Annotated in this window: 22 protein-coding genes; 10 read left to right on the top strand and 12 right to left on the bottom strand. The window is 61.1% G+C overall.

What is annotated here, in order from left to right; genetic code table 11:
- Nucleotides 1-464: tRNA (adenosine(37)-N6)-dimethylallyltransferase (locus tag ACFCU0_RS02390; RefSeq protein ID WP_434972062.1), on the bottom strand; the 464-nt coding region annotated here is incomplete at its 3' end.
- A gap of 145 nt (nucleotides 465-609) precedes the next feature.
- Here ACFCU0_RS02390 and ACFCU0_RS02385 point away from each other — a divergent pair.
- Nucleotides 610-1,926, top strand: coding sequence for a Na/Pi symporter (locus ACFCU0_RS02385; protein WP_434972061.1), 1,317 nt, complete (start codon nucleotides 610-612; stop codon nucleotides 1,924-1,926).
- Between the two features lie 513 nt (nucleotides 1,927-2,439).
- On the opposite strand, the gene ACFCU0_RS02380 is transcribed toward ACFCU0_RS02385, so the two are convergent.
- From ACFCU0_RS02380 to ACFCU0_RS02365, 4 genes are all read right to left on the bottom strand, one after another.
- Complete coding sequence (locus ACFCU0_RS02380; RefSeq protein WP_434972060.1) at nucleotides 2,440-3,273, bottom strand: bacteriorhodopsin; 834 nt, start codon at nucleotides 3,271-3,273, stop codon at nucleotides 2,440-2,442.
- Nucleotides 3,274-3,949: 676 nt separating this feature from the next.
- Entirely contained in the window at nucleotides 3,950-4,192 is a 243-nt protein-coding gene (locus ACFCU0_RS02375; protein WP_434972059.1) for a hypothetical protein, read from the bottom strand.
- Between the two features lie 57 nt (nucleotides 4,193-4,249).
- Nucleotides 4,250-5,020 (bottom strand): lycopene cyclase domain-containing protein, encoded by a 771-nt coding sequence (locus tag ACFCU0_RS02370; RefSeq protein ID WP_434972058.1) that lies wholly within the window; start codon nucleotides 5,018-5,020, stop codon nucleotides 4,250-4,252.
- A gap of 184 nt (nucleotides 5,021-5,204) precedes the next feature.
- Nucleotides 5,205-6,740: a phytoene desaturase family protein gene (locus tag ACFCU0_RS02365; protein ID WP_434972057.1), complete on the bottom strand. Its 1,536-nt coding sequence runs from the start codon at nucleotides 6,738-6,740 to the stop codon at nucleotides 5,205-5,207.
- A 521-nt stretch (nucleotides 6,741-7,261) separates the two neighbouring features.
- On the opposite strand from ACFCU0_RS02365, the gene ACFCU0_RS02360 reads away from it, so the two are divergent.
- The 5 genes from ACFCU0_RS02360 (at nucleotide 7,262) to ACFCU0_RS02340 (ending at nucleotide 12,503) form a co-directional block, all read left to right on the top strand.
- Nucleotides 7,262-7,492 (top strand): hypothetical protein, encoded by a 231-nt coding sequence (locus ACFCU0_RS02360; protein WP_434972056.1) that lies wholly within the window; start codon nucleotides 7,262-7,264, stop codon nucleotides 7,490-7,492.
- Nucleotides 7,493-7,554: 62 nt separating this feature from the next.
- The gene (locus ACFCU0_RS02355; protein ID WP_434972055.1) at nucleotides 7,555-8,175 is read left to right on the top strand and encodes a cyclase family protein; all 621 of its coding nucleotides are present in this window, start codon (nucleotides 7,555-7,557) and stop codon (nucleotides 8,173-8,175) included.
- A gap of 258 nt (nucleotides 8,176-8,433) precedes the next feature.
- The gene (locus tag ACFCU0_RS02350; protein ID WP_434972054.1) at nucleotides 8,434-9,642 is read left to right on the top strand and encodes a hypothetical protein; all 1,209 of its coding nucleotides are present in this window, start codon (nucleotides 8,434-8,436) and stop codon (nucleotides 9,640-9,642) included.
- Nucleotides 9,643-9,835: 193 nt separating this feature from the next.
- Complete coding sequence (locus ACFCU0_RS02345; protein ID WP_434972053.1) at nucleotides 9,836-10,846, top strand: site-specific integrase; 1,011 nt, start codon at nucleotides 9,836-9,838, stop codon at nucleotides 10,844-10,846.
- Between the two features lie 622 nt (nucleotides 10,847-11,468).
- On the top strand, nucleotides 11,469-12,503 hold the full coding sequence (locus ACFCU0_RS02340) for a site-specific integrase (protein WP_434972052.1): 1,035 nt from the start codon (nucleotides 11,469-11,471) through the stop codon (nucleotides 12,501-12,503).
- A gap of 53 nt (nucleotides 12,504-12,556) precedes the next feature.
- On the opposite strand, the gene ACFCU0_RS02335 is transcribed toward ACFCU0_RS02340, so the two are convergent.
- The 4 genes from ACFCU0_RS02335 to ribA form a co-directional block, all read right to left on the bottom strand.
- Nucleotides 12,557-13,567 (bottom strand): class I SAM-dependent methyltransferase, encoded by a 1,011-nt coding sequence (locus tag ACFCU0_RS02335; RefSeq protein WP_434972051.1) that lies wholly within the window; start codon nucleotides 13,565-13,567, stop codon nucleotides 12,557-12,559.
- Between the two features lie 65 nt (nucleotides 13,568-13,632).
- Entirely contained in the window at nucleotides 13,633-14,010 is a 378-nt protein-coding gene (locus tag ACFCU0_RS02330) for a 6-pyruvoyl trahydropterin synthase family protein (RefSeq protein WP_434972050.1), read from the bottom strand.
- A 15-nt stretch (nucleotides 14,011-14,025) separates the two neighbouring features.
- Nucleotides 14,026-15,123, bottom strand: coding sequence for a zinc-dependent alcohol dehydrogenase (locus tag ACFCU0_RS02325; protein ID WP_434972049.1), 1,098 nt, complete (start codon nucleotides 15,121-15,123; stop codon nucleotides 14,026-14,028).
- 36 nt (nucleotides 15,124-15,159) lie between these two features.
- Nucleotides 15,160-16,548: a GTP cyclohydrolase II gene (ribA, locus tag ACFCU0_RS02320; protein ID WP_434972048.1), complete on the bottom strand. Its 1,389-nt coding sequence runs from the start codon at nucleotides 16,546-16,548 to the stop codon at nucleotides 15,160-15,162.
- Nucleotides 16,549-17,016: 468 nt separating this feature from the next.
- Between ribA and thiD the strand changes: the two genes are divergently transcribed.
- From thiD to rraA, 4 genes are all read left to right on the top strand, one after another.
- The gene (gene thiD, locus ACFCU0_RS02315; protein WP_434972047.1) at nucleotides 17,017-17,868 is read left to right on the top strand and encodes a bifunctional hydroxymethylpyrimidine kinase/phosphomethylpyrimidine kinase; all 852 of its coding nucleotides are present in this window, start codon (nucleotides 17,017-17,019) and stop codon (nucleotides 17,866-17,868) included.
- A 109-nt stretch (nucleotides 17,869-17,977) separates the two neighbouring features.
- A complete protein-coding gene (locus tag ACFCU0_RS02310; RefSeq protein ID WP_434972046.1) occupies nucleotides 17,978-19,030 on the top strand; it encodes a LacI family DNA-binding transcriptional regulator in 1,053 nt (350 codons plus the stop codon).
- A gap of 277 nt (nucleotides 19,031-19,307) precedes the next feature.
- Nucleotides 19,308-20,264 carry a phosphoribosylaminoimidazolesuccinocarboxamide synthase gene (locus ACFCU0_RS02305; protein WP_434972045.1) on the top strand — a complete coding sequence of 319 codons (957 nt, stop codon included), beginning with the start codon at nucleotides 19,308-19,310 and terminating at the stop codon, nucleotides 20,262-20,264.
- A 68-nt stretch (nucleotides 20,265-20,332) separates the two neighbouring features.
- The gene (rraA, locus tag ACFCU0_RS02300) at nucleotides 20,333-20,812 is read left to right on the top strand and encodes a ribonuclease E activity regulator RraA (protein ID WP_434972044.1); all 480 of its coding nucleotides are present in this window, start codon (nucleotides 20,333-20,335) and stop codon (nucleotides 20,810-20,812) included.
- An 81-nt stretch (nucleotides 20,813-20,893) separates the two neighbouring features.
- On the opposite strand, the gene ACFCU0_RS02295 is transcribed toward rraA, so the two are convergent.
- The 3 genes from ACFCU0_RS02295 to ACFCU0_RS02285 all read right to left on the bottom strand — a co-directional run bounded on the left by ACFCU0_RS02295 (nucleotide 20,894) and on the right by ACFCU0_RS02285 (nucleotide 24,190).
- Nucleotides 20,894-21,745 carry a nitrilase-related carbon-nitrogen hydrolase gene (locus ACFCU0_RS02295; RefSeq protein ID WP_434972043.1) on the bottom strand — a complete coding sequence of 284 codons (852 nt, stop codon included), beginning with the start codon at nucleotides 21,743-21,745 and terminating at the stop codon, nucleotides 20,894-20,896.
- A 380-nt stretch (nucleotides 21,746-22,125) separates the two neighbouring features.
- Nucleotides 22,126-22,623, bottom strand: a complete 498-nt coding sequence (locus tag ACFCU0_RS02290; protein WP_434972042.1) for a redoxin domain-containing protein — start codon at nucleotides 22,621-22,623, stop codon at nucleotides 22,126-22,128.
- Nucleotides 22,624-22,951: 328 nt separating this feature from the next.
- Complete coding sequence (locus ACFCU0_RS02285) at nucleotides 22,952-24,190, bottom strand: ABC transporter permease (RefSeq protein ID WP_434972041.1); 1,239 nt, start codon at nucleotides 24,188-24,190, stop codon at nucleotides 22,952-22,954.
- Between the last annotated feature and the right edge of the window lie 172 nt (nucleotides 24,191-24,362).

Raw genomic sequence — 24,362 nt, 5'->3', positions numbered from 1 at the left:
ACTGCACACAGTTCGTCGTACAGTGCCTCTGGCCCTTCCTCTTCGAGACGCCCTTCCAGCCGGTCGCGCACGTGTTGTGGCACGTCCGGGATGTCCGCGAGCCCTTCCTGTAGCGCGTGTACGTAGAGGGTCGACCCACCGACCACGATGGCCTGCTTCCCGCGGGAACGGATGTCTCGGATTCGGGCATTTGCCGCGTCCGCGAATGCGCCGGCAGAGAACGGTGGCCCCTCGACCGACCGTTCACCGATGAAGTGATGCGGGACGCGAGACTGCTCTTCCTCCGACGGCTTCGCCGTTCCGATGGTAAGCTCGCTGTACACCTGGCGGCTGTCGGCCGAGATAATCTCCGCATCCAGTTGTTCGGCTACGCTCAAGCTCAGCGCGGTTTTACCAACCGCGGTGGGCCCGACGATGGTGAGAACGGGGGGATCGTGCTCCTCATGCGGAACGCATGTTTTCATAACATTAGGATGATCCGGGCGGAGACCATCTGCTTTAGGTTTACAAATTGTCCCACCGATCCCGCACGCGCGGATCGGAAAGGCTCGGCGGACGAACTATACTCGCTGACGCTCGGTCGTTCCCTCTGTCTTCGTCACTCCATTTATGACGACATCGCAGGAATCCAAGGTCGCCTCGACGAACACGGTCCTTCAGGTCGTCTTTCTCGTCGGCGTCCTCGTCATGTTCTTTACGAGTCTCGAGTTGATGGGGGACTCCTTCAAGTTGATGGGGAGCGGGTTGGCGGAGAGTCTCCTCCGCATGACGTCAAACCCGTTCGTCGGGCTCTTCATCGGGATTCTTGCGACCAGTCTCGTGCAGTCGTCTTCAACGACGACGACGCTCACGGTGTCGCTGGTGGCGGCGGGGGGGCTCGATATCGCCGGTGCGATTCCGATTATCATGGGGGCGAATATCGGGACGAGCGTGACGAACACGATCGTCTCGCTCGGGTCGGTGACGAGGAAAGAAGAGTTTCGTCGGGCCATGGCAGGAGCGACGGTCCATGACTTCTTTAACTTTCTGGCCGTTGCCACGCTGTTTCCGCTCGAGTTGATCTTCAAGTTCGTTTCCACGCCGGCGGCCTACCTTACCGATTCGCTCGCGACGGTGGGCGGGACGCAGCTGCTGAGTCCTGTCAAAGAGATTACGGAGCCGATCGCGACATTCGTGATTCAGATGGCGGGTGAAAACGGGATCATTGTACTGATTGTCGGACTGGCGCTGCTCTTTCTGTCGCTGCGCTTTCTTGTCACACTTCTGAAAGGCCTCGTCCTCGGCCGGTCGGAGCAGTTTCTCCACAAGTATATCTTCGGACAGCCGGCCATCTCTCTGTTGTTCGGTGTTGCACTCACCTTTCTGGTGCAGAGCTCGAGCATTACAACGTCGCTGACGGTGCCGCTGGTCGGCGCAGGAATTCTTACCGTCTCGCAGATTTATCCGTTCGTGCTCGGCGCCAACGTTGGGACGACGATGACCGCGATCGTTGCGGCACTCGTCTTAGCCTCAGCCGGGGAGCCCGGGAGTGCGGAGGCGCTCCGGGGGGTTGCCGCGGTGAAGGTCGCGCTGGCCCACCTCTTCTTCAACCTGTACGGCATCGCGCTCTTTCTCCCGATCCGGCGGCTGCGTCAGATTCCGATCCGCCTTGCTGAACGATTGGGAGATCTCGCCGTCAAGAATCGGGCCTACGCGCTGGGTTACCTGGCGACGGTTTTCTTTGCCATCCCGCTCATCACGATTCTCGGTACAAGAAACCTTGACTTCACCTATGACCCGCCGAGGCCGGACCGGCTTGAACAAGGACCGGCCCTCGAGCCTGAGACAACATCCGAGCCGTCGTCCCGGCGCGACCCGTCGGTGTCGACAGATCGGTCAGCCGACCCGGTCTCGCTCGCCGAAGCTCTCGAGGGGCGCGACGGATGAGCCGCTCCGTTCGTCCGTGCGGCCAGGGATAGAGTCACTGCTTCGAGGAGCGTCGGATATGTCCTGCTAACACGAGCACGCAGATGGCGGCCGACAGGGTGTTCAGGCAGGTCTTGAGGCGCACGAGCGCCTTGTCCGTAGGCGGTCCAGGGTCGGACTGGAGCCTCCGAGGAGGAGAGGAGCGAATATCCTCCTGGCGCGTCCCGGTAGCAAGGCGCCCCAGGTGCAGACGCCTCCGTGCGCTTCGCATTCTTCTACCGACCGGCGCGTCCGCTGATGTCCTGGGCGAGAGCCGGCTATGTACGGAGGGGGGCAGTGCCGTCAGCGTGAAGGCGGCATGTCCCGCGTGCAAGCAATCGCCAGGAAACCGGTGTTCAGAACCTCTGAGAGCGCCTCGCCGGAGTACCGGAAGCCCGATCCGTTCGCATGGACATATAAAAAGCCCACCGCCCGTGATAGGACGGTGGGCTTTTGCTCACCCGGTTGGGTGAGACGTCATGCAGCGGTTCGCGCTTACGCTTCTGCGCTTGCCGGCTTGACCATTTCGTCGACGACATAGCCTTCCTCTTCGGACTTGGCTTTCGCGATCGCGTAGATCAGAACGCCGTAGCCCGCCTTGGCGGCCACGTCAGCAATGGTGTAGCTGACCTGCAGGGTTGTGACTGCGCCGGCAGCTTCTCCAGGGTATCCTTCCACGAACATGGGAATCATGTACGCAATCGGATAGAAACCCCATGTAAAGAGAAGCAGGAGGCGAGCATTCGAAAGAAGCTTCGCCACCCGTCCGGACTGTCGCTGAATCGTACTCGACAGCTCGGTGAAGAGGATGTAGAGGATGTAGACAAACGGTACCGAGCTAAGGAAGCCCCAGAGGCCGCGCGTCTCAAAGAGACCCGTGTTGGCGCTGACTTCGCCAGGGTAGCCGAGAATAATCATGAGCGCCGCGGCGAAACCGAGACGCGCCATGAGCGACCCGCTCTCGCCTTTCGGTAGACCGAGGACGAGAACAAGTTCAACGACGAGCAGCGGCACCGTCAGCAGCCAGTCCACATACCGATACGCGTCATTGAATGGCTTGTCTTCCTGGAAGACGTACTGTCCTCCCTCCAGTGCATAGGCCATATCCCAGCTGCCGAAGATGCGGAAATAGTGGTAGCCGGCGATGAGCACCACCAGGGCCGACACCATCATCGAGACGCGGTATTTCGGCGCGAGGTTTTTCTGCGCCAGCACGAAGAACACGAACGCGGCAAACATCGTCGCGATCGTGAACGAGAACATGTTGTAGACCAGGTTGAACTGAAATGCCGAAAGGTCCGGCAGTTCGAGAAACATTGCAAGAGACATAGTGGACTAAGATGCTGTTGGGTGAGTAGCGGAAAGAGTCTGAATCATCTTCGCAGGCGATTCGCCATGATCGACATCCAGCGCCAAGATCGGTATAGCGCCGTTCCCGGAAACCACGTGATCGACCCGAGGGTCAGTCACTACGTACGGGTGTGCGGGGATTGGGCCACCGAGCCTCCATTGACGCGACGAGTCTGAGGGTGCAGACCCGGGAGGTCGAAGGGAAAGAACGCCTACTCGCGACGCGAACTAGGGGCATCGCTGCCGATACGTGATGTCGTAGTACCGGCTGCGACTGATACCGCTTCCAATATGGAAACGCCGACGTGGAAAAGCTCAACATTTCGCTCCGTGAAGGAACGATGTAATTAGAACATTACAAGCTATCACGTCATCGTGCCGCCGCAGGACACAGTTGGGTAAAATCGACCGTCTGTCAGGGGGATCCGCGAGAGACACGATCGTTGCTCACCACCCACCCTTCCAACGCGACCGTTTCATTTGTACCGATGATAACGCCGACGAACCGAGCAGAAGCGAAGGTTCGCTGGGGGATGAGGGCGAAACTGGGCGGATACCGTAAGGCGGGTATCGACCATAACCGCCCGTCATGTTCAAGAAATCGTCGGGCTGCGGCGGGCGATGCTGGGAGCCAAACGGATTTCGGGCGCTTGGACTACGCCGCTGCGGTTTCCGACGGATTTACCTGCGGGTCCGGTTGGCTCTCTCGCGGATCGTGCGGAGCGCCGTCGCCGGATGGCGGTGCGGATCGTGGGGGCTCGGGATCACCGTCGGTTGGCTCCACGGGCACAACCTGTCCGCCGTCCGAATCGTTGTCGTCGTCTTCCGGAAGGCGTGAATACGCCCAGATGAGCACTGCCAGGCTGATAACGCCGAGAATGATGTAGTCGATGTACATCGGCGGGGTAGAGAGATGCAAGAGGTGATGCTGCAGCGGGCGTCGAGCGATGACTGTCTAGCTGCCCGCCATTTCCGGTGTTTCGTCCAGCGTCCGCTCCACCTGCTGCACGGGTTGATGATCGCCGAAAAGAAAGAGGAGCACGCCTTTTACCACGAGCAAATTCGTAACGAGGAAGAAGGTCGCCTCTTCGAGGGGCAGCGTCCAGACGTTCAATCCGAGGGTGTAGTCGCTAGAAATGGTCCAGATCCCGCTGTAGATAGCAATTGCATCCGCGATCCAGAGATACACCGTAGGTATTCCGACGGCCAGGAGCATGGTGCGTCGCTTCTGCCACAAGGTGTGACCATCATACAGCCACATACCGGCGAGGACTGGGCCGGCCCACGCGAGGATGAGACTCAGGTAAAACGCGTCATCCGGCCCTTCTAACAGGAAGTAAAAGGAGACGCCGGCGACAGCCATCCAGAAGAGACATCCTACGCCGTGTGGCGCGAGACCGCTGGGGCGGTCGGGCTGCGGCCATCGGACGAGCACATGGTAGAGAAAAAGGCCCGTCAGTATCGGCTGCAGAATAAAGAACATGTACTCTTCAACCGGCACGTACCCGATTGTAGCGATGACGCGGTCCGGCCCATACCACCACACGCTGTTCGCAACCAGGAAATTGTCCCACGGCGTCGTATAGGAAAACGCGATCGCGCACAGGATCGGGATCGCCCACCGGGCACGCACGTCCCCGATTCCCGCAAGTGGACGCGGGACGGTCACAGCCAGCAGCAGAATCGCTGGGAGCGTAAAGACGAAGTGGAACATGAGGTACGTCATACGGGCGACGCCTTTAAGATGCGAATGAGGGATCGGAGATGATGCGTCAAGCGGTGTACTCGACTGAATTCATTTCATTCCCGGCGTAGTTCGCGTAGAACATACGATGTTGTGACGAGCGGTGCACGGGTCTATGTCCTGGGGTCGAAGCCGGCGGAATCCAGTGGTGACGCCCGCGCAGCCTTTAGACGCGGCGACGGTCCAGATCTCGGAGCAGAACGCCGGCGGCGTTGCGTCCTGACGCGCCCATGATGCCACCGCCGGGGTGCGTGCTCGCGCCCGTCAAGTACAATCCATCGAGATGGCTTCGATACTCCGACATGCCGAGTGCCGGGCGGGCTGCGAACATCTGGTCGAGGCTCATCTCCAGGTGCATCACGTTGCCTCGACGCAACCCTAGCCGTGATTCCAGCCACTCCGGGTGCTGAAACAGGCGGCCGACGATCTTCTCGCGGGTGCCGGGCGCATAGGTCTCGAAGGTGTCGATCAGTCGATTGGCGACCTTCCCCTTGATATCGTCCCAGGTGTCGCCGCCCGAGAGTTCGTAGGGGAAGTACTGTCCCCAGAGCCAGAGGACTTCCCCGCCGTCGGGCGCCAGCGTATCATCGGCTGCGCTAAAGGTCATGGCCACAATAGGCGGATCGGTGGCCGGCCGACCGCCGAGGTATTCTCCGTACGCGTTATAGATCTGGTCTGTACTCCGGCAAAGAAGTTGAAGACCCATCCGAGCGTCCTTCCCCGGGTGGGCGGTGTATTCGACCGGAGCGTCAAGGGCAAGGCGCAGCATGATCCCAAACCCATTACCGACGCGCAGTCCGTCCGCGGATTCCGGCCGATACGCGGGAGGGAGGAGGCGGTCAAGGACCTCAAGGATATGGGTGCCGGAGCACACCGCACGACCGGTGTACACCTGTCCGTTCACGCGAATGCCCTGTGCTCGCCCGTCGCGCACGAGAATGTCTGATACCTCCGCGTCGGTATGCACCTCGCCGCCGTGGGCTTCGATATGTTTCCTGAGCGCCTGGGTGAGCATCCCGGACCCGCCACGCGGGCGAGCGACACCGCCCTCGTGGTATAGCGGATGCCAGAGAACGAAGGGCCCGGTGAGGGGCTCCGACGGCGGGGGACCCGACTGGGCCGCCATCCACGACAACATCGCACGGATTTTTTCTTCGTCAAAGTATTCCCGAACCACGTGACCGTATGGGCGAAGGATGTGACGCAACTCCGTCGACCACTTGAGGCGAGACGAAGCCCCGAGAAACATCTTCTTGCCGAGATTCAAGGGATTGGGCGTGGTCAAGAACATCTCACGCATCGTTTGCGCAAAACCGGACCAGTCGTCGATAAACCGGCGATACGCTTCCCCCTGGCCGGGAAACTTGTCTTCGAGATGATTGGCCGTCCGGTCCACATCCCGGTACATGAAGACGGCATCCCCGTCGGGAAAGGGAGCGAAGAAGAGCGGATCGAGGTCGATGTACTCGAGGCCGAAACGGTTGAGTTCAAGCTCCTCGACGATGGGCGTTAAGCGGATGAGAATGTGGGCGCTCCCCCCGAGATCGAATTGATATCCCGGTACAATCTCCTTTGTCGAGACAGCCCCGCCGACGATGTCGCGTCGTTCGAAGACACCGACGCGATACCCTGCCTGGGCAAGATACGCACTGGTGATAAGGCTGTTGTGACCGGCTCCAACCGTGATGACATCGTAGTCCACAGGCGAAAGAGGGGGGAGGTGACAGAAAGAAGGGAGTAACGCCGCGTCGGCCGGAACGGACGACCGCCTTCATCCGATCCGGCGTCGAGCCCATCAGAGGATGGTACACGCCCAAGTTACATGCGACGGGGAACGATCTGTACGAATCGCGCTTGAGATTGCCAACGAGTCGGGAAACCTTCTCGTAATAACCGGTCGCAACGGACGGACACGGGTGCGTTGGCGGCCGAAAAAGCGCAAGGCTCCGGTGTACGCGGTACTGGCGTATGATCGAAGGCGCACGGTCTGACTGCAGACCCATCGTGCCGGGTAGCCGGCCGGTACGCTGCGATCTACTGCACCCTAATACAACGGGCGCGCGCTGTGCGACACACCTTCTCCTCGATGCACGGCCGCCTCACGAGAAACCCCCTCACGCCCGAAACCGATGCCGTGGGCATTTGTTAATGGAATATGAAGGAAGCGCTCCCGCGGTGTGCGCACGTGTCCCGACCTGCCGACGTACGATCTACGACACGATTATGAACTGGATATACCAGGTCCTCAGCTTCTTTGTGGCATTTGGCCCCGTTATCCTGTGCACGCTTCTGTGGCACTTGATCTGGAGCAATGATTCCGGCTCGTCCGGTGGCTCGTCCGGCGGGCCTCACTGGGAGCCTCAGCCTCCGCCGCCGTCATTTAGCGGGGACCGGTCGCCGGTGCGCGATGTCCCAACGCCGTCTCCCGTTTTACCGCAGCGAGAGCGCACGTAAGAACGCACGTCGCTCTGCGCCCCCGTTGCGGCTGTCCCGGTTTCTGAGACGCCCCGTCCTTCATGACGCTCATCGATATCACCCGTACGCTATCGCCTTCAACGGCCGTCTGGCCCGGCGACCAGCCGGTTGAATGGATGTGGACCGCCCGACGCGAGCAGGGCAGCACGGTGAACCTCGGTGCCATCCGCACAAGCGTGCACGCCGGCACCCATGCAGATGCGCCGCTGCATTTTCTCGACGACGGTGCATCCATCGACGACGTGCCGCTGCGGCCGTTTGTTGGCCCGGTTGATGTTGTCCATGTGACCGGCGCGTGCGTAACCCCCGTTGACGTCGAAGCCGTCGCCGCCCGGCGCATCCTCTTTCGAACCCCGGCATCGGACGTCAGCACGACGGCATGGCCGGATACGATAACGGCGATCCACCCGGAAGCCATTCGGGTGATGAAGGATCGAGATGTCGTCCTGATCGGTACGGATGCCCCATCCATCGACCCGCTTGAGAGCACAGCCCTCGACGCACACCACGCGATGGCCGAGGCGGGCATGGTAAACCTTGAGGGCCTTCACCTTTCGGATGTGTCTCCCGGTCGCTACCGACTCCTGGCGCTCCCTATGAAAATTGAAGGGGCGGATGCCGCACCGGTTCGAGCCGTACTCGAGCCGGTCGGTCGCGAGTAATCCAAGTACAGCGTTCGCGACTGCGGCCGTTTGCGTCACAGGCGCATTGGCTGGACGGCGGCGGGAACGACCCGGCAGTAACCTCGGCACCTTCAATCCGTCACCTTTCCCACTTGATTTTGAGTATTATGATAACGTGATGATGTACGACGACGCGTTCCCCTGAAGCATCGGCGCGTCCGGTACGCCCTCGTTCGCACGGCGGCGCCCGCGACCTGCGGCACCCGCCGGCACTGAACACAAATCACAGCTGCTGATATGGATCTCTTCAATCGCGAACAGCTGCGCCAGCTGGCACAGCAACAGAACGATGTCTGCATCTCGATCTATATGCCCACCTTGAAGCATGAATCCGGGTGGGCACAGAATCCCACACGGCTCAAAAACCTGGTGCGCGATGCCCGCGATCAGTTGCGAGATGCCGGGCGATCGGAAGACGAGATCGAAGACCTTCTTGCCAGCGTCAAGCGGCGGTTCGACGATACCGCTTTCTGGCGCAGCGTTAGCGACGGCCTCGCCGCATTTATCACCCCGGAATCGACCGAATTCTACCGGCTCCCGCTTGCTTTCGATGAGGTCGCCATCGTCGGGACGCGGTTCCACCTGAAGCCGCTATTCCCGATTATTGCAACCAACAACCGCTTTTATCTGCTCACGCTCAGCCAGAATGACGTGCGCCTCTTCCAGGGCACGCATCACGGTGTAAGCGAGGTGTCGAGCGATACGATTCCCGCCGATATCGTCGAGGCGATCGAGCAGTACGAGGATCCGGAAAAGTCCTTGCAGTACCATACCAGTTCGTCTCAGAACGGCACCGGTGGGACCAACCTTACCTATCACGGACAGGGAGGAGACGCCGACGACGGCTCTCGTGCGCCGGCCGAAGAGCTCAAGCGCTTCTTTCACAAGGTGGACGACGGCGTGATGGACCGGCTCGCGGAAGAGAACGCACCCCTTCTGCTCGCGGGGGTCGCGGAGTATCTCCCGCTCTACACAGAAGTGAACAGGTACCCGCACCTGATTGAGGACGACATCGTTCGCGGAAATCCCGAGCCGCACAACGAGACTCAGCTCCACGAGAAGGCATGGGACATCGTCGAACCCGTGTTCATGCAGGAGCAGGACGATGCGCTCGAGCAGTTCGACCAGCTCTTTTACCAGGACGGCGGACTGGCGTCGGACGCGTTCCACGAAATCATCCCAGCCTGCGCATTCAGCCGAGTAGATACGCTGTTCGTCCCGATCGGCACGTATCGATGGGGCAATTTCGACCCGCAGTCGAACACCGTCCAGCTCCGGGAAGAGCGCCGTCCAGGGGATGAGGACCTACTTGACTATGCGGCAGTGCACGCCTACCTGAACGGAGCGACCGTGTACGCGCTACAACCGGAGAATATGCCGGGAGGGCGCGCGATTGCGGCCACCTTCCGTTACGAAGCCGACGTTCAGGCTACCGAGGCCGGATGAATGGCGTGGCGACATCGATCGCGGGATGGGCGCACCTTTCCGACCACCTGCGGAAAAGTGGCGGTACTGCCGGGGCTCTCGGATGAGGGCTCCGGCAGTTTTCTTTCACGCGGTTCGACCGCTCCCATGAGAGATCCATGTAGATACGGAACCTGAACGTTTGGAATCGTAAAATACGGTAATTATCATTATCATGAATAAAATTGATCAAATCGGTCGCATGGATGCCGATGCCCTGATCGCCGGGTTCGTAGAGCAGAAGGAATCGCCGCACACGCAGCGCGCCTACCTACGGGACCTCCAGGCCTTCTTCGGACGTCCCGAGATCTCGGTCGACCTGGCGGCGGGCGTCGATGCTACAGATGTGGACGCGTTCGTGAAGCGTGGCGAATCCAGCGGCCTCTCGAAAGCCACACTTCAACGGCGGCTGTCGGCTTTGCGGCAATTCTTCGACTGGCTGTCGATAAAGGGAGTCGTTGAGTCCAATCCAGCCCGTGACGGGCGCGTTCGAACGCCAATGCCGCGCCGGTCAACATCGGCATCGGCGTCCGGGCCGATTTCGCGTGAGGAAACGGAACGCATCGTTGCGTCCATCGACACAACAAGCGCCACCGGGCGGCGAGATCGGGCAATTCTGATGCTGATCCTTCATTGTGCGCTTCGTCGAAGCGAGGTCGTCCGTGTACGCGTGGACGACTTTCGGCTCGTCGGACGATACCGGGTCCTGGATATTCGCCCTCCGGACCGACGCTCGAATGCGGTTCCCGGAGACAATAGGCCCGAAGCCACCGGATCCGGCCTCTCGGAGACCCTCTCAGGCCGTGCAAAAGTTCCCGATCACGTATATAGACACGTCGAGGCCGTGAGAATGGACGTGGGAATTCGGTCCGGGATGCTGTTTCGTTCGTACAGCAACCGGAACCGGGGCGCGTCACTCACGGGGGACGCGATCTACCGGATCGTACGAGACGCTGGCGAGGCTGCGGACCTGGAGGACGTGACGCCGGATCGTTTGCGGAAGACCGGTCTACAGCTGGCGCTTGATTCAGGCGCGACGGGCGACCAGGTGCGTGCGCACGGTCGATACGCTGCGACGGTGCCGTATGCCGCGCGCCAAGAGGAACGTCTTCGCGATAGTGCCGCGGACTACGTACAGATTGGCACGGGGCGATCATCAGCGTCAGGCTTGGGCGGGAAACTGTAACGACGGGGATCGCGTGGTTCGGAGCAGACCGTGACCGGTGCGTAGGGCCCGTATGTAGCCCGTATGTAGCCCGTATGTTAGCGATGCGCATGTGCCGGTGCGGATGTGTTTCGCCAAAGCCTTCGCAACGGAGACGCGGCATGGTTGGTTGTCGACTGTTAGAAATCACGTGAGCGTGCAATGGAGGAACGAGCGAAGATCCGTGAGCGACAAAAACAGATGACAGCGCATGAGGCCCGTTCGAGGTCCGGTGCGGGAAATGCCTGTCAGCGCCTGAAACCTGACTTCCGATAATGGATAATTATAGGAAGTCAGGATTATCCGACGAATATCCCGCCGTTTGTCCGCCGCGCGGACTGTAGCTTCCGGACGTCCTCTGGTTCGGGTCCGAGGCCCGGCTCCACCGGTCGACCCACAGCTCACGCAGACCCGTAGATCGACGCCGGCGTATTCGAGGCCGGCAACGCCGACGCTTGGGTCTGACATGTAGGACGCTCGCGTCGGACGCTCCGCACGAACCGTAACGGTGTTGCGCGTGTAGCCTATCCCGCGATTGGTCAGCCCATCGGACCCTGCTGCGCGGGTTGAACCAACGACTTTTGTTGTCCCACCACACCTGCTGATGCCCGCCGACCCCGATCACGCTACGAACGATTCGTCCGCCGAACAGCGCCTACAGCCCGTAGATCCGGAAACCCGGATGGCCCGGCTGTTCGACGTCGCCGAACGTGCCGATGCGTTCGCACGAAAGTCACGCGCTGAGAACACGAAACGCGCCTATCGAGCCGACTGGACGCTTTTTCGCGGCTGGTGTCGCGATCACGACCTCGATCCGCTTCCAGCGGACGACCGTACCGTCATCCTATACCTGACGGACGTCGCCGACCGATACAAGTTGTCCACGCTCGAGCGCAAACTAACCGCCATCTCCCAGGCGCATAAGACGCAGGGTCTTGAAAGTCCCGCCCTCACATCGCAGGAGCCGCTTCGATCCGTCTGGGCCGGTGTCGCCCGATCGAAGACGCGAGCGCGTGATAAAGTTGCCCCGGCGCTTACGGATGACATCCGGCTGATGGTCGAGTCGCTACCCCGGTCGCCGGAGACGGACCGCCTAACCCTCGCGGCAAAGCGGGATCGGGCGCTTCTCCTGGTCGGTTTTGCCGGCGCACTCCGCCGAAGTGAACTTGTCGGGCTGCACGTGTCGGACGTCGGCTTCAACGCCGATGGACTACGACTCGTCGTGCGCCAGAGCAAATCTGATCAGGAAGGTCGCGGCCACGTCAAGGGCCTCCGGTACGGTTCGAAGCCCACCACGTGCCCGGTGCGAAGCCTGCGGAGTTGGCTGAATGCCGCCGGAATCGACGCGGGGCCGATTTTTCGGGGCGTCGACCGACACGGTAATGTCGCAGAATCTGCCCTGACCGGCCGTAGCGTCGCGCTAATCGTAAAACGTGCCGCCGGTCGGGCTGGCTTAGACGCCGACGCCTACAGCGGGCACTCGTTGCGAGCCGGATTCACGACGCAGGCTGCCCGTTCCGGTACCCCTGAACGCATCATTATGCGCCACACCGGACATAAATCGGAGAAAATGGTCCGCGAGTATATTCGCGAAGGACGACTCTTCAACGACAATCCGACCGAGGATCTCGGTTTGTGACGGCAAAGCATCACACGTATCACGCACTCTGTCCCGGTTTGCATTCTTCAGGGTCAGCGCCGCCGAAGCAAGACGTCCAGGTTGTGAACCAGTAGCATCAACGTGGCGTCATCAAGCTGGCGGCGTCGACGGGCCAGCCAGTCCTCAAGTTGCGACCTGTCGATGGAGGCGGCATCGGTCAGAGCTTCCTCCACGAAATGAAGCATGCAGGCTAGAAAGTAGTCTTCCTCCTCGACGTACCCACCGGTTTTCGAATCCGGTCGCACTAGCCAGTCGGAGCTGCCCGCATCCACGACATCGAACCCCGCGCCAGGTGCGTCAATGAGCAGGTCCCGACCGCAACGCGCGCCGTCGGACTGCACGGCTATAGCGTCGCAAACGGTGGGAGCACCGTCGATGCGGGCGGCATCACTTCTATCGGCACCCGACGGATCTGGCCCCCACCTCGCATCCACCGAGTAGGTCCGTGTCATGGTATCATGGTATACATTCATGACTCGTTTATCCATGTCATACATCTCTGTCGGTTCGAACTCAGTGAGTCCGTCGACATGGATCGGCAGATATGCAAGCCCACCGGACCGTAGCAGACCGTGAGCGATTCGCAAAGAGATGTATGTCGGAAGAATGTCAATGATTGCTTGTCCTACGATGACGTGATACGTCCCTGTATCCGGCTCCTCGCGATCATGTCTTGCGAAGGATGTGAGATCGTCTTCTACGAATCGAACGCGATGGTTTCGCCTGCTTGTCGAGACGAAGGCATCGTCCTCTGATGCCTCCATGTCGAGTGACGAAGCGATACGTTCTCTGGCGCGATCGAGATTATCCGCGTTCACGTCGAGGACGGTGTAGTTGACGGACTCGGCGTCGAGTTCGTTGAGAATCTTGATAGCCAGGTCCCCGACGCCTGCGCCAATCTCGAGCACTCGCAGCGGACGGCCTGGGTTCGCAAGCGCAATCTCGGCCGCTGCTTCGAGAAACGTTGTCCATACCTTCGGGTGGCGTGCTCGTTCGTCGACGCTTCGTTTGGCTTCGAGGTATCGCGGATACGAAAAGGTCACGGAGCGCTGCGATGCAAGTCGAGGAATGTGAGTGGATATCCGTGCTCGTCCGTTTGCCCGACGGCCTACGGTTCGGTTGTGTACGACGCCCACGCGTCATCGTCTTCCCAGATGCGGAGCGTCACGCGGTCGATCGTGCCACCGTCGATGTGATCCAGAACGTTCTGGCAGCAGAAGCGGGCGAAATGCTCAACACTCGGATTTCTACCTTCGAATTCTTTAAGGTCGTTCAGTGTCGCATCTCGATAGCGATTTTCAATGTTATCAAGACTGCGCTTTACATCATCAATATCGACGAGATACCCGTACTTGTTTAGCTTTTCCCCCTGAAGTTCGACCTCGATCGTGAAGTGGTGTGAGTGCCATTCGTTTTCGGGTCCGGCATCGGGGACAGTCAAATAATGCTGTGCCATAAAGTCACGTCGAACCATCAGCTCATACATATCAGATATAGGGACTTATGACGATGTCGAATGGGAATATGAATGCAGAATCTGCACCGCCTCGTCGCTGCCATCGGCAAGGGCCCTGTATGTTTGCCGAGCCGCGCGAAACGGCCGGGTTTCTACCCCAAGGGCGTCAGGCTGAAGATCGCCGAGAAGGTTTAGGACGACCGATGTCCGGCGCGCTTTCGTCCAACGAGGCCGGTGCTCCGGACCGATCGTGCTGACCTGGCTGGAACGAATTGTCGCGTGGGACCGGTGAAATCGGCGTCCAAGTTCCACAGGCGCCGTTTTGGTCCCGTACCAGGAGCCGATAACGATGCGTCCGCCGTAACCGCAGAGCGCGAGGGCAGCATTGAGCGTGTCCGGGTGGCCGCTGACTTCGTACGCGAGGTCCACGCCTCCCCGTAGATCCTTCGTGGGATCGTCCCGATCAGACACGGCAGCGGCTGTCTCTACGCGTTCGACGTCGTCCGGGGCGGCAACCACGGCCTGTGCCGCTTCCGAGCGGTTGACCAGCGCCCTGGCGGTATCGCGGCGTGTGGGGTCCGGGTCAATTCCTATGACGCGCTCGAGGGGGTGCGTGAGCAAGAGGCGAAACGTGAGAAGGCCGACGACGCCGAGTCCGAAGACGGCAACCCGCTCGCCGACGATCGGTGCACCGTCCATCACGAGGCCGGTAGCCGTTTCCATGTTCGGGTAGAGCACGGCGGCCTCCAGCGTCAGGCTGTCCGCTATTTCGATGAGATCCTGCGGCGCTGCATTGAAATGGGTGGCGTGCGGATGAAACGCGAAGACGCGGCGTCCGAGCCATGTCGCGGATACATCGGCGCCCGTAGCGATGACCGTACCGGCGCAGGCATAGCCATACGGCATTGGATACGGGTTGTCGTCCTCCCCGCCCGGTTGGAGCTGGTCGATTGACGCATCTGCAGCGAGCTCGTGCGGGAGATGGCCCGTGTAAACCAGGCGCTCCGTACCAGCGCTGATCGCGGATACCCTCGTCGCAACTTGCACCTGCCCCGCAGACGGCGGGCTGAGCGGTTCGGTATGGATATGAACGGACTGGTCGCCGCCGAACAGGAGAATGTCTCGGGAGGAAACGGCAGGCATCGACACGCAGGAACGGGTTGGGAGCGACGCGCAGCATCAGGACGGGTTCGGCCAGACCGGGCGACCTTCAAGCACGAGGTCTGTGCCGACCCATCGATACTGGATGTTCTCGATGCGCGGGAACTCCGTGGGTGTGTCCGACGGCTGTCCGTCGCCGGATGCCGTCTCGGGCGACGGCGTCGCGAGCCCGCTAAGAGCGTGAACGCCGCCGACGAGCATGGGGGCGATCGTGATGATCAGGTGGTCGACAAGACGCCGCCGTAGGAAGCTGGTAATGACCTCACCTCCGCCTTCGACCATGAGGCTGTGCAGCTCGTGTTCGTCGAGCGCCCTGAGCAGAGCGTCGAGGCAAATCCCGCCGGTCTCCTCACAGTCCAGGCGCAGAACCGTTGCTCCGGCTTTTTCGAGCGCCGCCTGACTCGCAGCGTCCGCGTCCGGGCTCGTTGCGATGATCGGTGCCGGTCCCGATTCCGTAAGGAGCCGGGCATCGGGTGGGCATCGAAGCGTCGTATCCAGTACGACGGGTCGCGGATGTTCGCCGTCCGCGTGACGGACCGTCAGCTGCGGGTCGTCGGCGAGCACCGTGTTGATCCCAACGAGAATCGCGTCATGCGCGGCTCGTAGCGCATGGGTCAGTTCCATGGTCTCGGGTCCGCTGATCTGCAGCGGTTCGCGCCCCGTCGCGGAGATTGACCCGTCCAGGCTCTGTGCGTAGGTCAGCGTGACGAACGGGCGACCGGTCTTCTCCATGTGCTCGCGCGCCCGGACTTCAAGGGCCTGCACGTCGCCAGCGTGGGGATTCGCGCGCGAGCCGTTCTTCAACGAACCGATCTCCAGGAGATGACGCATCCGGTCCGCCTTGGTCTGCAGATATTCGGAGTTGTGTCGATTCAGGTGTGGGTGAAGCGGTACGCGTTCCGTGACGGATAGACCCAGTTGCTCCAGGCTTTCGATTTTCTCCGGGTTATTCGTCAGAAGGCGAATGGACCGGACGCCGAGATCGGCGAGCATGTGCGCGGCGATACTGTAATCGCGTTCGTCGGCGCCGTGTCCGAGCATCAGGTTGGCCTCCACGGTGTCGTAGCCCTTGTCCTGAAGGTCGTATGCGCGGAGTTTGTTCAGGAGGCCGATGCCTCGACCTTCCTGCCGAAGATAGAGCAGGACGCCGCAGCCTTCCTCGGCGATGTGGCGAAGAGACGACTCCAGTTGCTCTCCGCAGTCACACCGCAGCGATCCGATGACGTCGCCTGTAAAGCATTCCGAGTGCACGCGCACGAGCACCTCCTCCTCTCCCTGGATGTCCCCATGGATTAGGGCGAGGTGGTCCTTGTCGTCCTGGCTATTCTCGTACAACGACAGCGTGAACTCGCCGTGAACCGTCGGGATGCGTGTTGAGGTGAGTCGGTCAACAGAAAGAGGCTCCATCGCCAGGGGTACGGATCAAAAAGGTGGGTACGACACGGGGCGCGTTGCGCCGGGTACAACGCGCTCCTCGGAACGGGTGGTCGGCGCACGCAACCCAGCACACGGTAGGGTGCGGAGCATGCGCGTACAAATGCCAACCGTCGGTTCGGGAGGCAATGTGTCAGCGGTGTCCAGGTTTCTCTGCAGCCGGACTATTTACATCGCCGGGGCGATGCTCGTAGCGGCAACGGCAGGCTGGCTAAAGGGCCGCTATGCGCGGTCGGCAGCCGCAGCGAACTTTCGCAGGAGGCGTAATGTACACAAGCCATTGTGAAACGTTGCGGCGATAACGCCATTGTCGCGCTTGTGACGCGGCGATTCATCCGGTATGTTAGGGATTGACCCCGGCATGATGGCGCTCTCGACCGCATCATTGCTCTTTGATCGCCACTGAAACTTAACGCAGAGTCTCGACGAGTGTCTGATACATTGGATTCTTCTTTCCGCCCCCTGGTTATCGGTGCACAGTATCCAGCTCTGGAGCGCGGTCTCACGGCCGACATCTTATCAGCTCAGGGATTCCGTGCGACGCCGCTGACGGTCTGCACCTCTCACGTTGTCGCCGGTCATGGGATGGTCACCGATGTTCTGGAGGTGCCGTCGGATACCGTCCGGGCGCAACTGGAGCACGTGTTCGAAACCGCGTCGCCGACCGCTGCGAAGATCGGCGTCGTCGGAAGTCCGGCGTCCGCAGAGGCTATTTTTGAGATGCTGGAGACGTACCTGGACGGGCCGGTGGTGCTCGATCTTACGCTGAGCGGTCCGAGCGGTGAGGACATCGTCGAGCCGGAAACGCTGGAAATCATCAGTGAGCGTATGGGAGCGGCGCATCTCGTCAGCGCGAGCCTGACCGACGCGACGCTTCTCGCCGGAATGGAGATTCCGAGCCTCGACGACGCGCAGGTAGCCGCTCAGCGAATCGGACAGCGCGGTGCATCGCACGTCTTGCTTCGGTGTGGTCGCCTGGCAACGCACCACTTCGACACGGAAACCGAAGCCCCGAATTACGCCGTTGACCTGTTCTACGACGGAGACGAACTCGCCGTCTTTGAAGCGCCGTTCGTCGACGGTGTCGGTCACCTTTCCGGCCGCTCCAGCGGTCTAATGATGTCGATCCTACAGAGCCTATGGAGCGGTCGGTCTCTGGTTGACGCGCTCAGAGCGTCGAAGGCCGTCGTGACGGAGGCCCTTCGTGAGGCATCGCAGTCCGAACAGGCGTCCGCGGCCAGTGCGTACTTCGGCGCGCTGCATCATCGCATGCTTTCGGACGTTGCAGAGTAATGGCGCGAACAATCGCGTCCGGTATTCGGACGGGGACGACTCCAACGGCTCGGGACGGGCACCGTGCAGTCGCCGGTGCCTGCATCCACTCATTGTCTGACACTCCATCATGACTCAGGACCCACGGGACGATTCAAAAACGACGATCTACGATGTCGCCGAGCATGCCGGGGTGGCGATTTCGACGGTGTCGCGCGTCCTGAACAATTCGCGGGACGTCTCAGACTCCACCCGAGAGACGGTCCTGAAGGCCATTCAGAAGCTCCAGTTTCGTCCCAACCGTACGGCGAAGTCGCTCGCGCAACGAGCGACCCGTACAGTGGCTGTGGCGGTTCCGACGTTCACCACGCCATTTCATAATGAGCTACTGAAAGGTGTTCGCAGCGAGCTGGACGGGAATGATCTGGATCTCCTCCTCTGCGACCTGTCCTGGGAAGCTCCGAAGGCGACGCTGAAAAAGTTTCTCGCGCGCGGGGCCATGGACGGCCTGCTGGTTGCGGGCCTGCCCGTGGATGAAGAGATCGCGGGGGAGCTGAGCACCCTCGGCGCACCGGTCGTACTCGTGGGTACTCAGTGGGACGACATGGATTCGTTCTACTGGGACGAGGAGCCCGGCGCCGAGATGGCGGTCCGCCACCTGATCGAGCAAGGGCACACGGATATCGCCATGATTACCACGCCGCACGACGGTAACCGGCTGCGAAACGCCCGCGTCAAAGGGTACCGGGCCGCCCTCGAAGCGGCAGGTCTCCCCTTCGATCCCGATCGGATCGCGCAGGGGGAAACCGCCAAGCATGATGGCTTCAGTGAAGAGTCGGGATACGAAGGCATGCAGGTGATTCTCGACGCTCATCCCGATGTCACGGCCGTTTTCGCCAGCAGTGACGTTCAGGCGATCGGTGCATGGCAGGCCATTCGCCACGCGGGCAAGAGCGTGCCGGATGATATCGCACTGATCGGCTACGACGATATAAAGATCAGCCGCTTCATCGGCCTGTCCAGCGTGGCGCAGAACATGCACGACGTGGGCGAAGAGGCGACAAACGTGCTGCTACAGCGGCTCCGTCGCGCCAACGCCGGCCGGACGATGTCGAAACTGATCCGGCCCACCCTTCGGGTGCGCAAATCGACCGGTGGCGAAGACGTCCCCGTTCGAGACTGACGCTCCGCGCGCTACCGTCACACATTCACACACTACCTGTCCCGGACGTCCGGTTCCGACGGTCCCGGACGGTCGGTTCCGACTGTCCCGGACGGTCGATTTCGACGATTGCCCGGAAGCATCCTCTCGCGGGCGGAGGCGCTTGCATCTGATGGACGTAGGGCTGAAGTTTCCCGTAGTCGACTTGCATGCGGCACACCCATCCCCGTCCACCCATCGCCGGTCAACGGTCTCCTCGAACGTCCCCCTCATCCGCCTGTCTCATTTCCCCGTTTCCATGGACGCAGATCGCATCTACGCTTTTCTCGATCATACGCTCGACATCACCCACTTCGATGATCTGGGCGAGCGGTACCAGGGAAAAGTTCGGGATACGTATCGGCGGAACGGTGATCTCGTACTCATCACGACGGACCGAATCTCGTCGTTCGATCACATCCTTAAGCAGTCGATCCCCTTTAAGGGACAAATTCTAAACCGGACGGCGGCCTACTTTTTCGACGCCACCGCCGACATCGTCCCGAATCATGTCCGCGAGGTGCCGGATCCCAACGTAACGGTGGCGACCGCGTGCGAGGCCCTTCCGGTCGAGTTCGTGATGCGCGGCTACCTGGCCGGACAAGCGTGGCGGTTGTATGATGCCGGCGAGCGTTCTATCTCGGGCGTATCATTGCCCGACGGGCTTCGGCAGAATAGCCCCCTTCCCGATCCGATCCTGACACCGGCGACGAAGGCGGAGGAGGGCCACGATGAGAACATCAGTCGGAGCGAGGTCATCGAGCGCGGTATTATCGAAGGCGCCACGTTCGATCAGTGCGCGGCGTATGCTCGCGCCCTCTACGAACGCGGCGCGGAGATGGCGGCGGAGCGCGATCTGATCCTTGTCGATACCAAGTACGAGTTCGGGCGGACTCCGGACGGGTCCATCGTCCTCATCGACGAGGTGCACACGCCGGATTGCTCGCGCTATTTCTACGCCGACGGGTACGAGGAGCGTCTGGCGGCCGACGAGCCGCAACGACAGCTCTCCAAGGAGTTCGTTCGCGACTGGCTACGCGACCACGGATTCACGGGCCAGCCCGATCAGACGATGCCTGATCTACCGGATGCACTTCGCGTCCGCGTAACGGAGCGGTACATCGAGCTCTACGAACAGCTTACGGGCACCGCGTTCGACGCCGACGAACATCCAGATCCGCAGCAGCGCATCCGCGAGGCACTTGGTCTCGCCTGATCGATTGGTCTCGCCTGCCTCGAACGAGCACCGGCATCCTCCCTCCTCGACGCCGCTTTCAAAACGGTATGACCATCTCCACCGCAGATCTTTACGACGACAACCGCGACGTTCAGGTCGCCGCGCCGGGTCTCAGGCATTTTGGCGGCCGCAGGTCTTTCGGCGGCGAAGTATCAACGGTTCACGTGCACGAGGATAATGTCCTGATGCGCGAGCGACTCGCCACCCCGGGTGACGGCCGCGTCCTCGTTGTAGACGGCGGCGGGTCGACGTGGTGTGCGCTTCTGGGAGATCGTATGGCTCAGCGGGCGATCGATCACGGGTGGGCCGGCGTCATTCTCAACGCTTGCGTCCGCGACTCGCGCGAGTTGCGCGACATGGATATCGGCGTAATGGCACGGGGCACGTCGCCACGGAAAAGCCGGAAGAACGGTGTGGGTGCCGTCGACGTCCCGGTCACGGTGGTCGGCTGCCTCATCGAGCCCGGACACTACCTGTACGCCGACGACGACGGAATCATTGTCGCCGACCATGACCTGCTGACGTAAGTTCCGGTTCCTGACGCGCCGGCTACCGTTCGGGCGTCTTGCCTATCACCGAACCGAGAGGTGGCTTCCTCCTCGCCGATGCTACCCGGTCAGGTCGTAGGCATCGGGCCGACGGTCCGCAAACGTGTCGTTATACGCGTTGATGGCGCGGTCGCGAGCAGCGAGTGGAGAGATCCGCGTAGTGAACACCTCATCGCCCTCTCTATCCCCACGATATAGCACGTCGCCCGTCGGCGCGCAGACAGAGCTCTGCCCGATGAAGTCGAGCGTTTCGGTGCCGTTCGATTCGCTGCCGTATCGGTTCGCGGTGATCGTGAAGACATGATTCTCCCGTGCTCGAATGGGCATCGAGTTCGGGCAGTGCGGTAGAACGAGGTTCGACGGATGCGCGATAACATCCGCCCCATGCAGCGCCAGGGTGCGCGCCGATTCCGGAAAGTACCAGTCGAAGCATATCATTACGCCCAGCCGGTACGAGGTGCCCGACGCCGTGTTGATGTCGTGAACCGGAAACCCCCGGTTGCCCGGCTCGAACCACCGCTTCTCCTCGTTGAACAGGTGAACTTTTCGGTACGTGTCGACGTGACCCGCCGGCCCGACCGTAGCCGCGCTGTTGAAGATGGCATCGCCGTCACGCTCGGGAAGTCCGGCGACCAGCGTGGCGTCGAGGCGTTCGGCCCATCCGTGCATCCACTCCGTCGTCGGTCCGGGGGTTTCTTCGGCCACCGATGCGACGTCTTCCGCCGACCGAAAAAAGTATCCCGACGTCAGCAACTCGGGCAGGACGATCAGGTCGGCGTGGATTCCGTCAAGCAGATCGTCCACCGCGTCGCGGTTAGCGTCGGGCTGCAGGTATTTCGGGGCACACTGGACGCAGGCGATTGAGAGCATTCCGTCGGTATCGGGACGGTGCGTCGCATCAGAAGACTCCACGAGGAAAAATATCTATTTAGAAATCAGTAGAGGTGAGTCCATAGATCGGCACCTTCCCACCCGCGTGTATCTGACGAGAGGGCCCGGAAGGAAGGGGTGAACGATAAAGTCCAACCCCGCGCGACCTCGAAGGCGACTCGCCCGGTCTCGCCGGGAATACCGTGAATAAGCGACGCCCGAGCGAGGCGCGCAACCGCAGGCCCTCCAGCCATCCACGGACTACGTATGCCCCACTCGAGCGTCGAACCGGTCGGACGGGACGTGTCGTGAGCAACGAACGTGTCCCGGCCGGTTGTACATTTTACGGTTTCTTAAACGACGAATTCAAGGTTGACGTCTGGAAATCCGGGTTTTCTACCCTGGCGGAAGGCCAAAGGCTCCTACAGGGCGTCGAGCGTCTCCTTGATGGCGTCGAAGTCGGGTTGCACGCCGGCGTTTTCCGTGATCTCGGCGTATCGAATGATGCCGTCGCCGTCGATCACAAAGGCGGAACGCATTGAAATGCGGTCGAGCTTCATCGGTGTGAAGTCATTTTCGTACTTTACACCGAAGGTCTCTGAGACATCTGCATCGTGATCGCTTAACAGCGAAAACTGCAGATCGTTCACTTTCCGAAACTCGTCGAGGACGAACGGCGAATCGGTGGAAATACCGACGATGGCGGTTTCCGGTGCCCCGAACGCGTCGCGGTCGGTGTTCACGGCATTCAGTTCCGTAGTGCACACGCTGGTGAAGGCACCCGGGAAAAACAGGAGGACCACCGGTTGTCCACGTTTCTCGGACAGTGTCCACGGCTCCATGTCGTGGGTGAACAGCGTGAAGTCGGGGGCTTCGTCACCCTCGGCTACGCGGGGGACGTGTTGCGTCGTTTCAGGCATGCGTGAGGACGTTTAGAGAAATAGAAATCGGGCATTATCGTACGCGACGGCGGCGATAATACATTGTGGAGTACGGTCGCTCATCATGCCGCCGCTTCTCGCGTTGCGTTACGGACCGCTTGTATCAGTCTCGTCTCGTTAGGATGCACACGTCGCGGATTCGTTGCATGCGGTTGATTCGCGAGGACGAACCTGGAACAGGCGGGCGGGATCGGTGCGAGAAAAGGCCGGCTGAGCGTGGCAGCGCCATATCGATTCGTGGCCGCGATGAACGGGGGTATGCGTTCTCCCGATGACCTGCGGTGGTCTAGCTGCGGGGCCGCGGCGGCTACTGAAACCGAATCGCGCGGACCGGTTCGATGCGTGCGGCTACACGTGCCGGGATGTATGCGGCGAGACTACACAGGGCCAACGTCACGGCCGCGACGAGCAGAAAGTCCAGCGCGTTCAGTTCCACCGGTGCCGACGTCATGTAATAAGCATCGGCCGGCAGGGGGATGAGTTCGTAGCGTTTCTGGATGAGGCCGAGGGCCAGCGCGAGGCCTTCCCCGATGACCGTTCCGACCGTTCCAATGAGCAAGCCCAGCAGTAAGAACAACCGTTTTAACGTCGACCCTGAGGCTCCCAGGCTTTGCAGTACGCCGATCTCGCGCGTCTTCTCCAGAATCAGCATGAGCAGCGCGCCGATGATGTTGAAGGCAGATACCAGAACGATGACGCCGATCACCAGGGGAATGATGCCTTCCTGGAGGTTGACCCAGGCAAACAGTCCGGCAAATTGTTGTTCGATGGTCTGCGTGCGGACGGGCCATCCAAAGCGCTCCTGGATGCTACGGGCCGTGCTGTCTGCGTAAGCGACGTCGGAGAGCGTGACATCGAAGCGCGACACCTGGGATTCGGGGTATTCCGCCAGGTCCCGGGCAGTGGTGAGATTCGTGAAGACGTAGGTATCGTCGACGTCGAGCAGCGACGTTTCGTAGATGCCGCGGACGACGAGTGATTTGACCCTGGGGCGTTCGACCTGGAGGCCCTGTCCACCCTGCTGCAGTGCAAACGCGGCAACGCGCTGTCCGACCTTCAGCTTTAACCGCTTCGCCAGAGTCTGACCGACGACCACCCCCGGCTCAGCCGCCGATCCGAGGTCAAACCGGCCGTCGATGATGCGGCCCTCCATATAGGACGGCGGCGTCCGCGTCCCGACTAGAGCGACGCCGTCGATCGAGCGTTCCGACTGTCGGAGGAGGACGAACGTCTGAACCACCGGTGAGACGGTCGCGACGGAGTCCAGTCCGGCGATGCCTGCTTCCAGCGCCTGCGCGTTATCCAGCGGGCTATCCTGGACGTGGCTGCTCACCTGGATGTGGGAGCCGAACCCGATCAGTTTGTTCTCGATTTCCTGACTGAAGCCACGGACAATCGCGAGGGAAAGGAGCAGCGCCGCGACGCCGACGGCCACGCCACCGATGGCGACGTAGGTGATGAACCGGAGGAAACTGCGGCCTTCAGCTCGACCCTCCGCGCCTTTCAGATAGCGGAGCGCCATCAGGGTTTCGAAGCGAGCAGACACAGACGGAGGGCGGGGCATGAGGAAGGGAATCGTCGCCGGCGATGCGCGAACCCGCGGCCTGCCGAGAGGTTCGCCTGCTGACTCCGGCATACGCAGGACCGGGGTGGACCGAAGGGGTTTGGTGCCCTTCTCTCCTTGCGGAAATCGTCGAACAAGCGAATGCAGTACGTGT

It is taken from the genome of Longibacter sp., from assembly GCF_051155795.1.
Classification (GTDB): Bacteria; Bacteroidota; Rhodothermia; order Rhodothermales; family Salinibacteraceae; genus Longibacter.
The sequence above is the reverse complement of the archived record's forward strand: the minus strand, read 5'-3'. Positions and strand labels throughout refer to the sequence as shown.

Coding starts and splice junctions, on each gene's coding strand:
- ACFCU0_RS02385 (WP_434972061.1), top strand. CDS start 610: ATGACGACATCGCAGGAATCCAAGGTCGCCTCGACGAACACGGTCCTT.
- ACFCU0_RS02380 (WP_434972060.1), bottom strand. CDS start 3,273: ATGTCTCTTGCAATGTTTCTCGAACTGCCGGACCTTTCGGCATTTCAG.
- ACFCU0_RS02375 (WP_434972059.1), bottom strand. CDS start 4,192: ATGTACATCGACTACATCATTCTCGGCGTTATCAGCCTGGCAGTGCTC.
- ACFCU0_RS02370 (WP_434972058.1), bottom strand. CDS start 5,020: ATGACGTACCTCATGTTCCACTTCGTCTTTACGCTCCCAGCGATTCTG.
- ACFCU0_RS02360 (WP_434972056.1), top strand. CDS start 7,262: ATGAACTGGATATACCAGGTCCTCAGCTTCTTTGTGGCATTTGGCCCC.
- ACFCU0_RS02355 (WP_434972055.1), top strand. CDS start 7,555: ATGACGCTCATCGATATCACCCGTACGCTATCGCCTTCAACGGCCGTC.
- ACFCU0_RS02350 (WP_434972054.1), top strand. CDS start 8,434: ATGGATCTCTTCAATCGCGAACAGCTGCGCCAGCTGGCACAGCAACAG.
- ACFCU0_RS02345 (WP_434972053.1), top strand. CDS start 9,836: ATGAATAAAATTGATCAAATCGGTCGCATGGATGCCGATGCCCTGATC.
- ACFCU0_RS02340 (WP_434972052.1), top strand. CDS start 11,469: ATGCCCGCCGACCCCGATCACGCTACGAACGATTCGTCCGCCGAACAG.
- ACFCU0_RS02330 (WP_434972050.1), bottom strand. CDS start 14,010: ATGTATGAGCTGATGGTTCGACGTGACTTTATGGCACAGCATTATTTG.
- ACFCU0_RS02325 (WP_434972049.1), bottom strand. CDS start 15,123: ATGCCTGCCGTTTCCTCCCGAGACATTCTCCTGTTCGGCGGCGACCAG.
- ribA (WP_434972048.1), bottom strand. CDS start 16,548: ATGGAGCCTCTTTCTGTTGACCGACTCACCTCAACACGCATCCCGACG.
- ACFCU0_RS02310 (WP_434972046.1), top strand. CDS start 17,978: ATGACTCAGGACCCACGGGACGATTCAAAAACGACGATCTACGATGTC.
- ACFCU0_RS02305 (WP_434972045.1), top strand. CDS start 19,308: ATGGACGCAGATCGCATCTACGCTTTTCTCGATCATACGCTCGACATC.
- rraA (WP_434972044.1), top strand. CDS start 20,333: ATGACCATCTCCACCGCAGATCTTTACGACGACAACCGCGACGTTCAG.
- ACFCU0_RS02290 (WP_434972042.1), bottom strand. CDS start 22,623: ATGCCTGAAACGACGCAACACGTCCCCCGCGTAGCCGAGGGTGACGAA.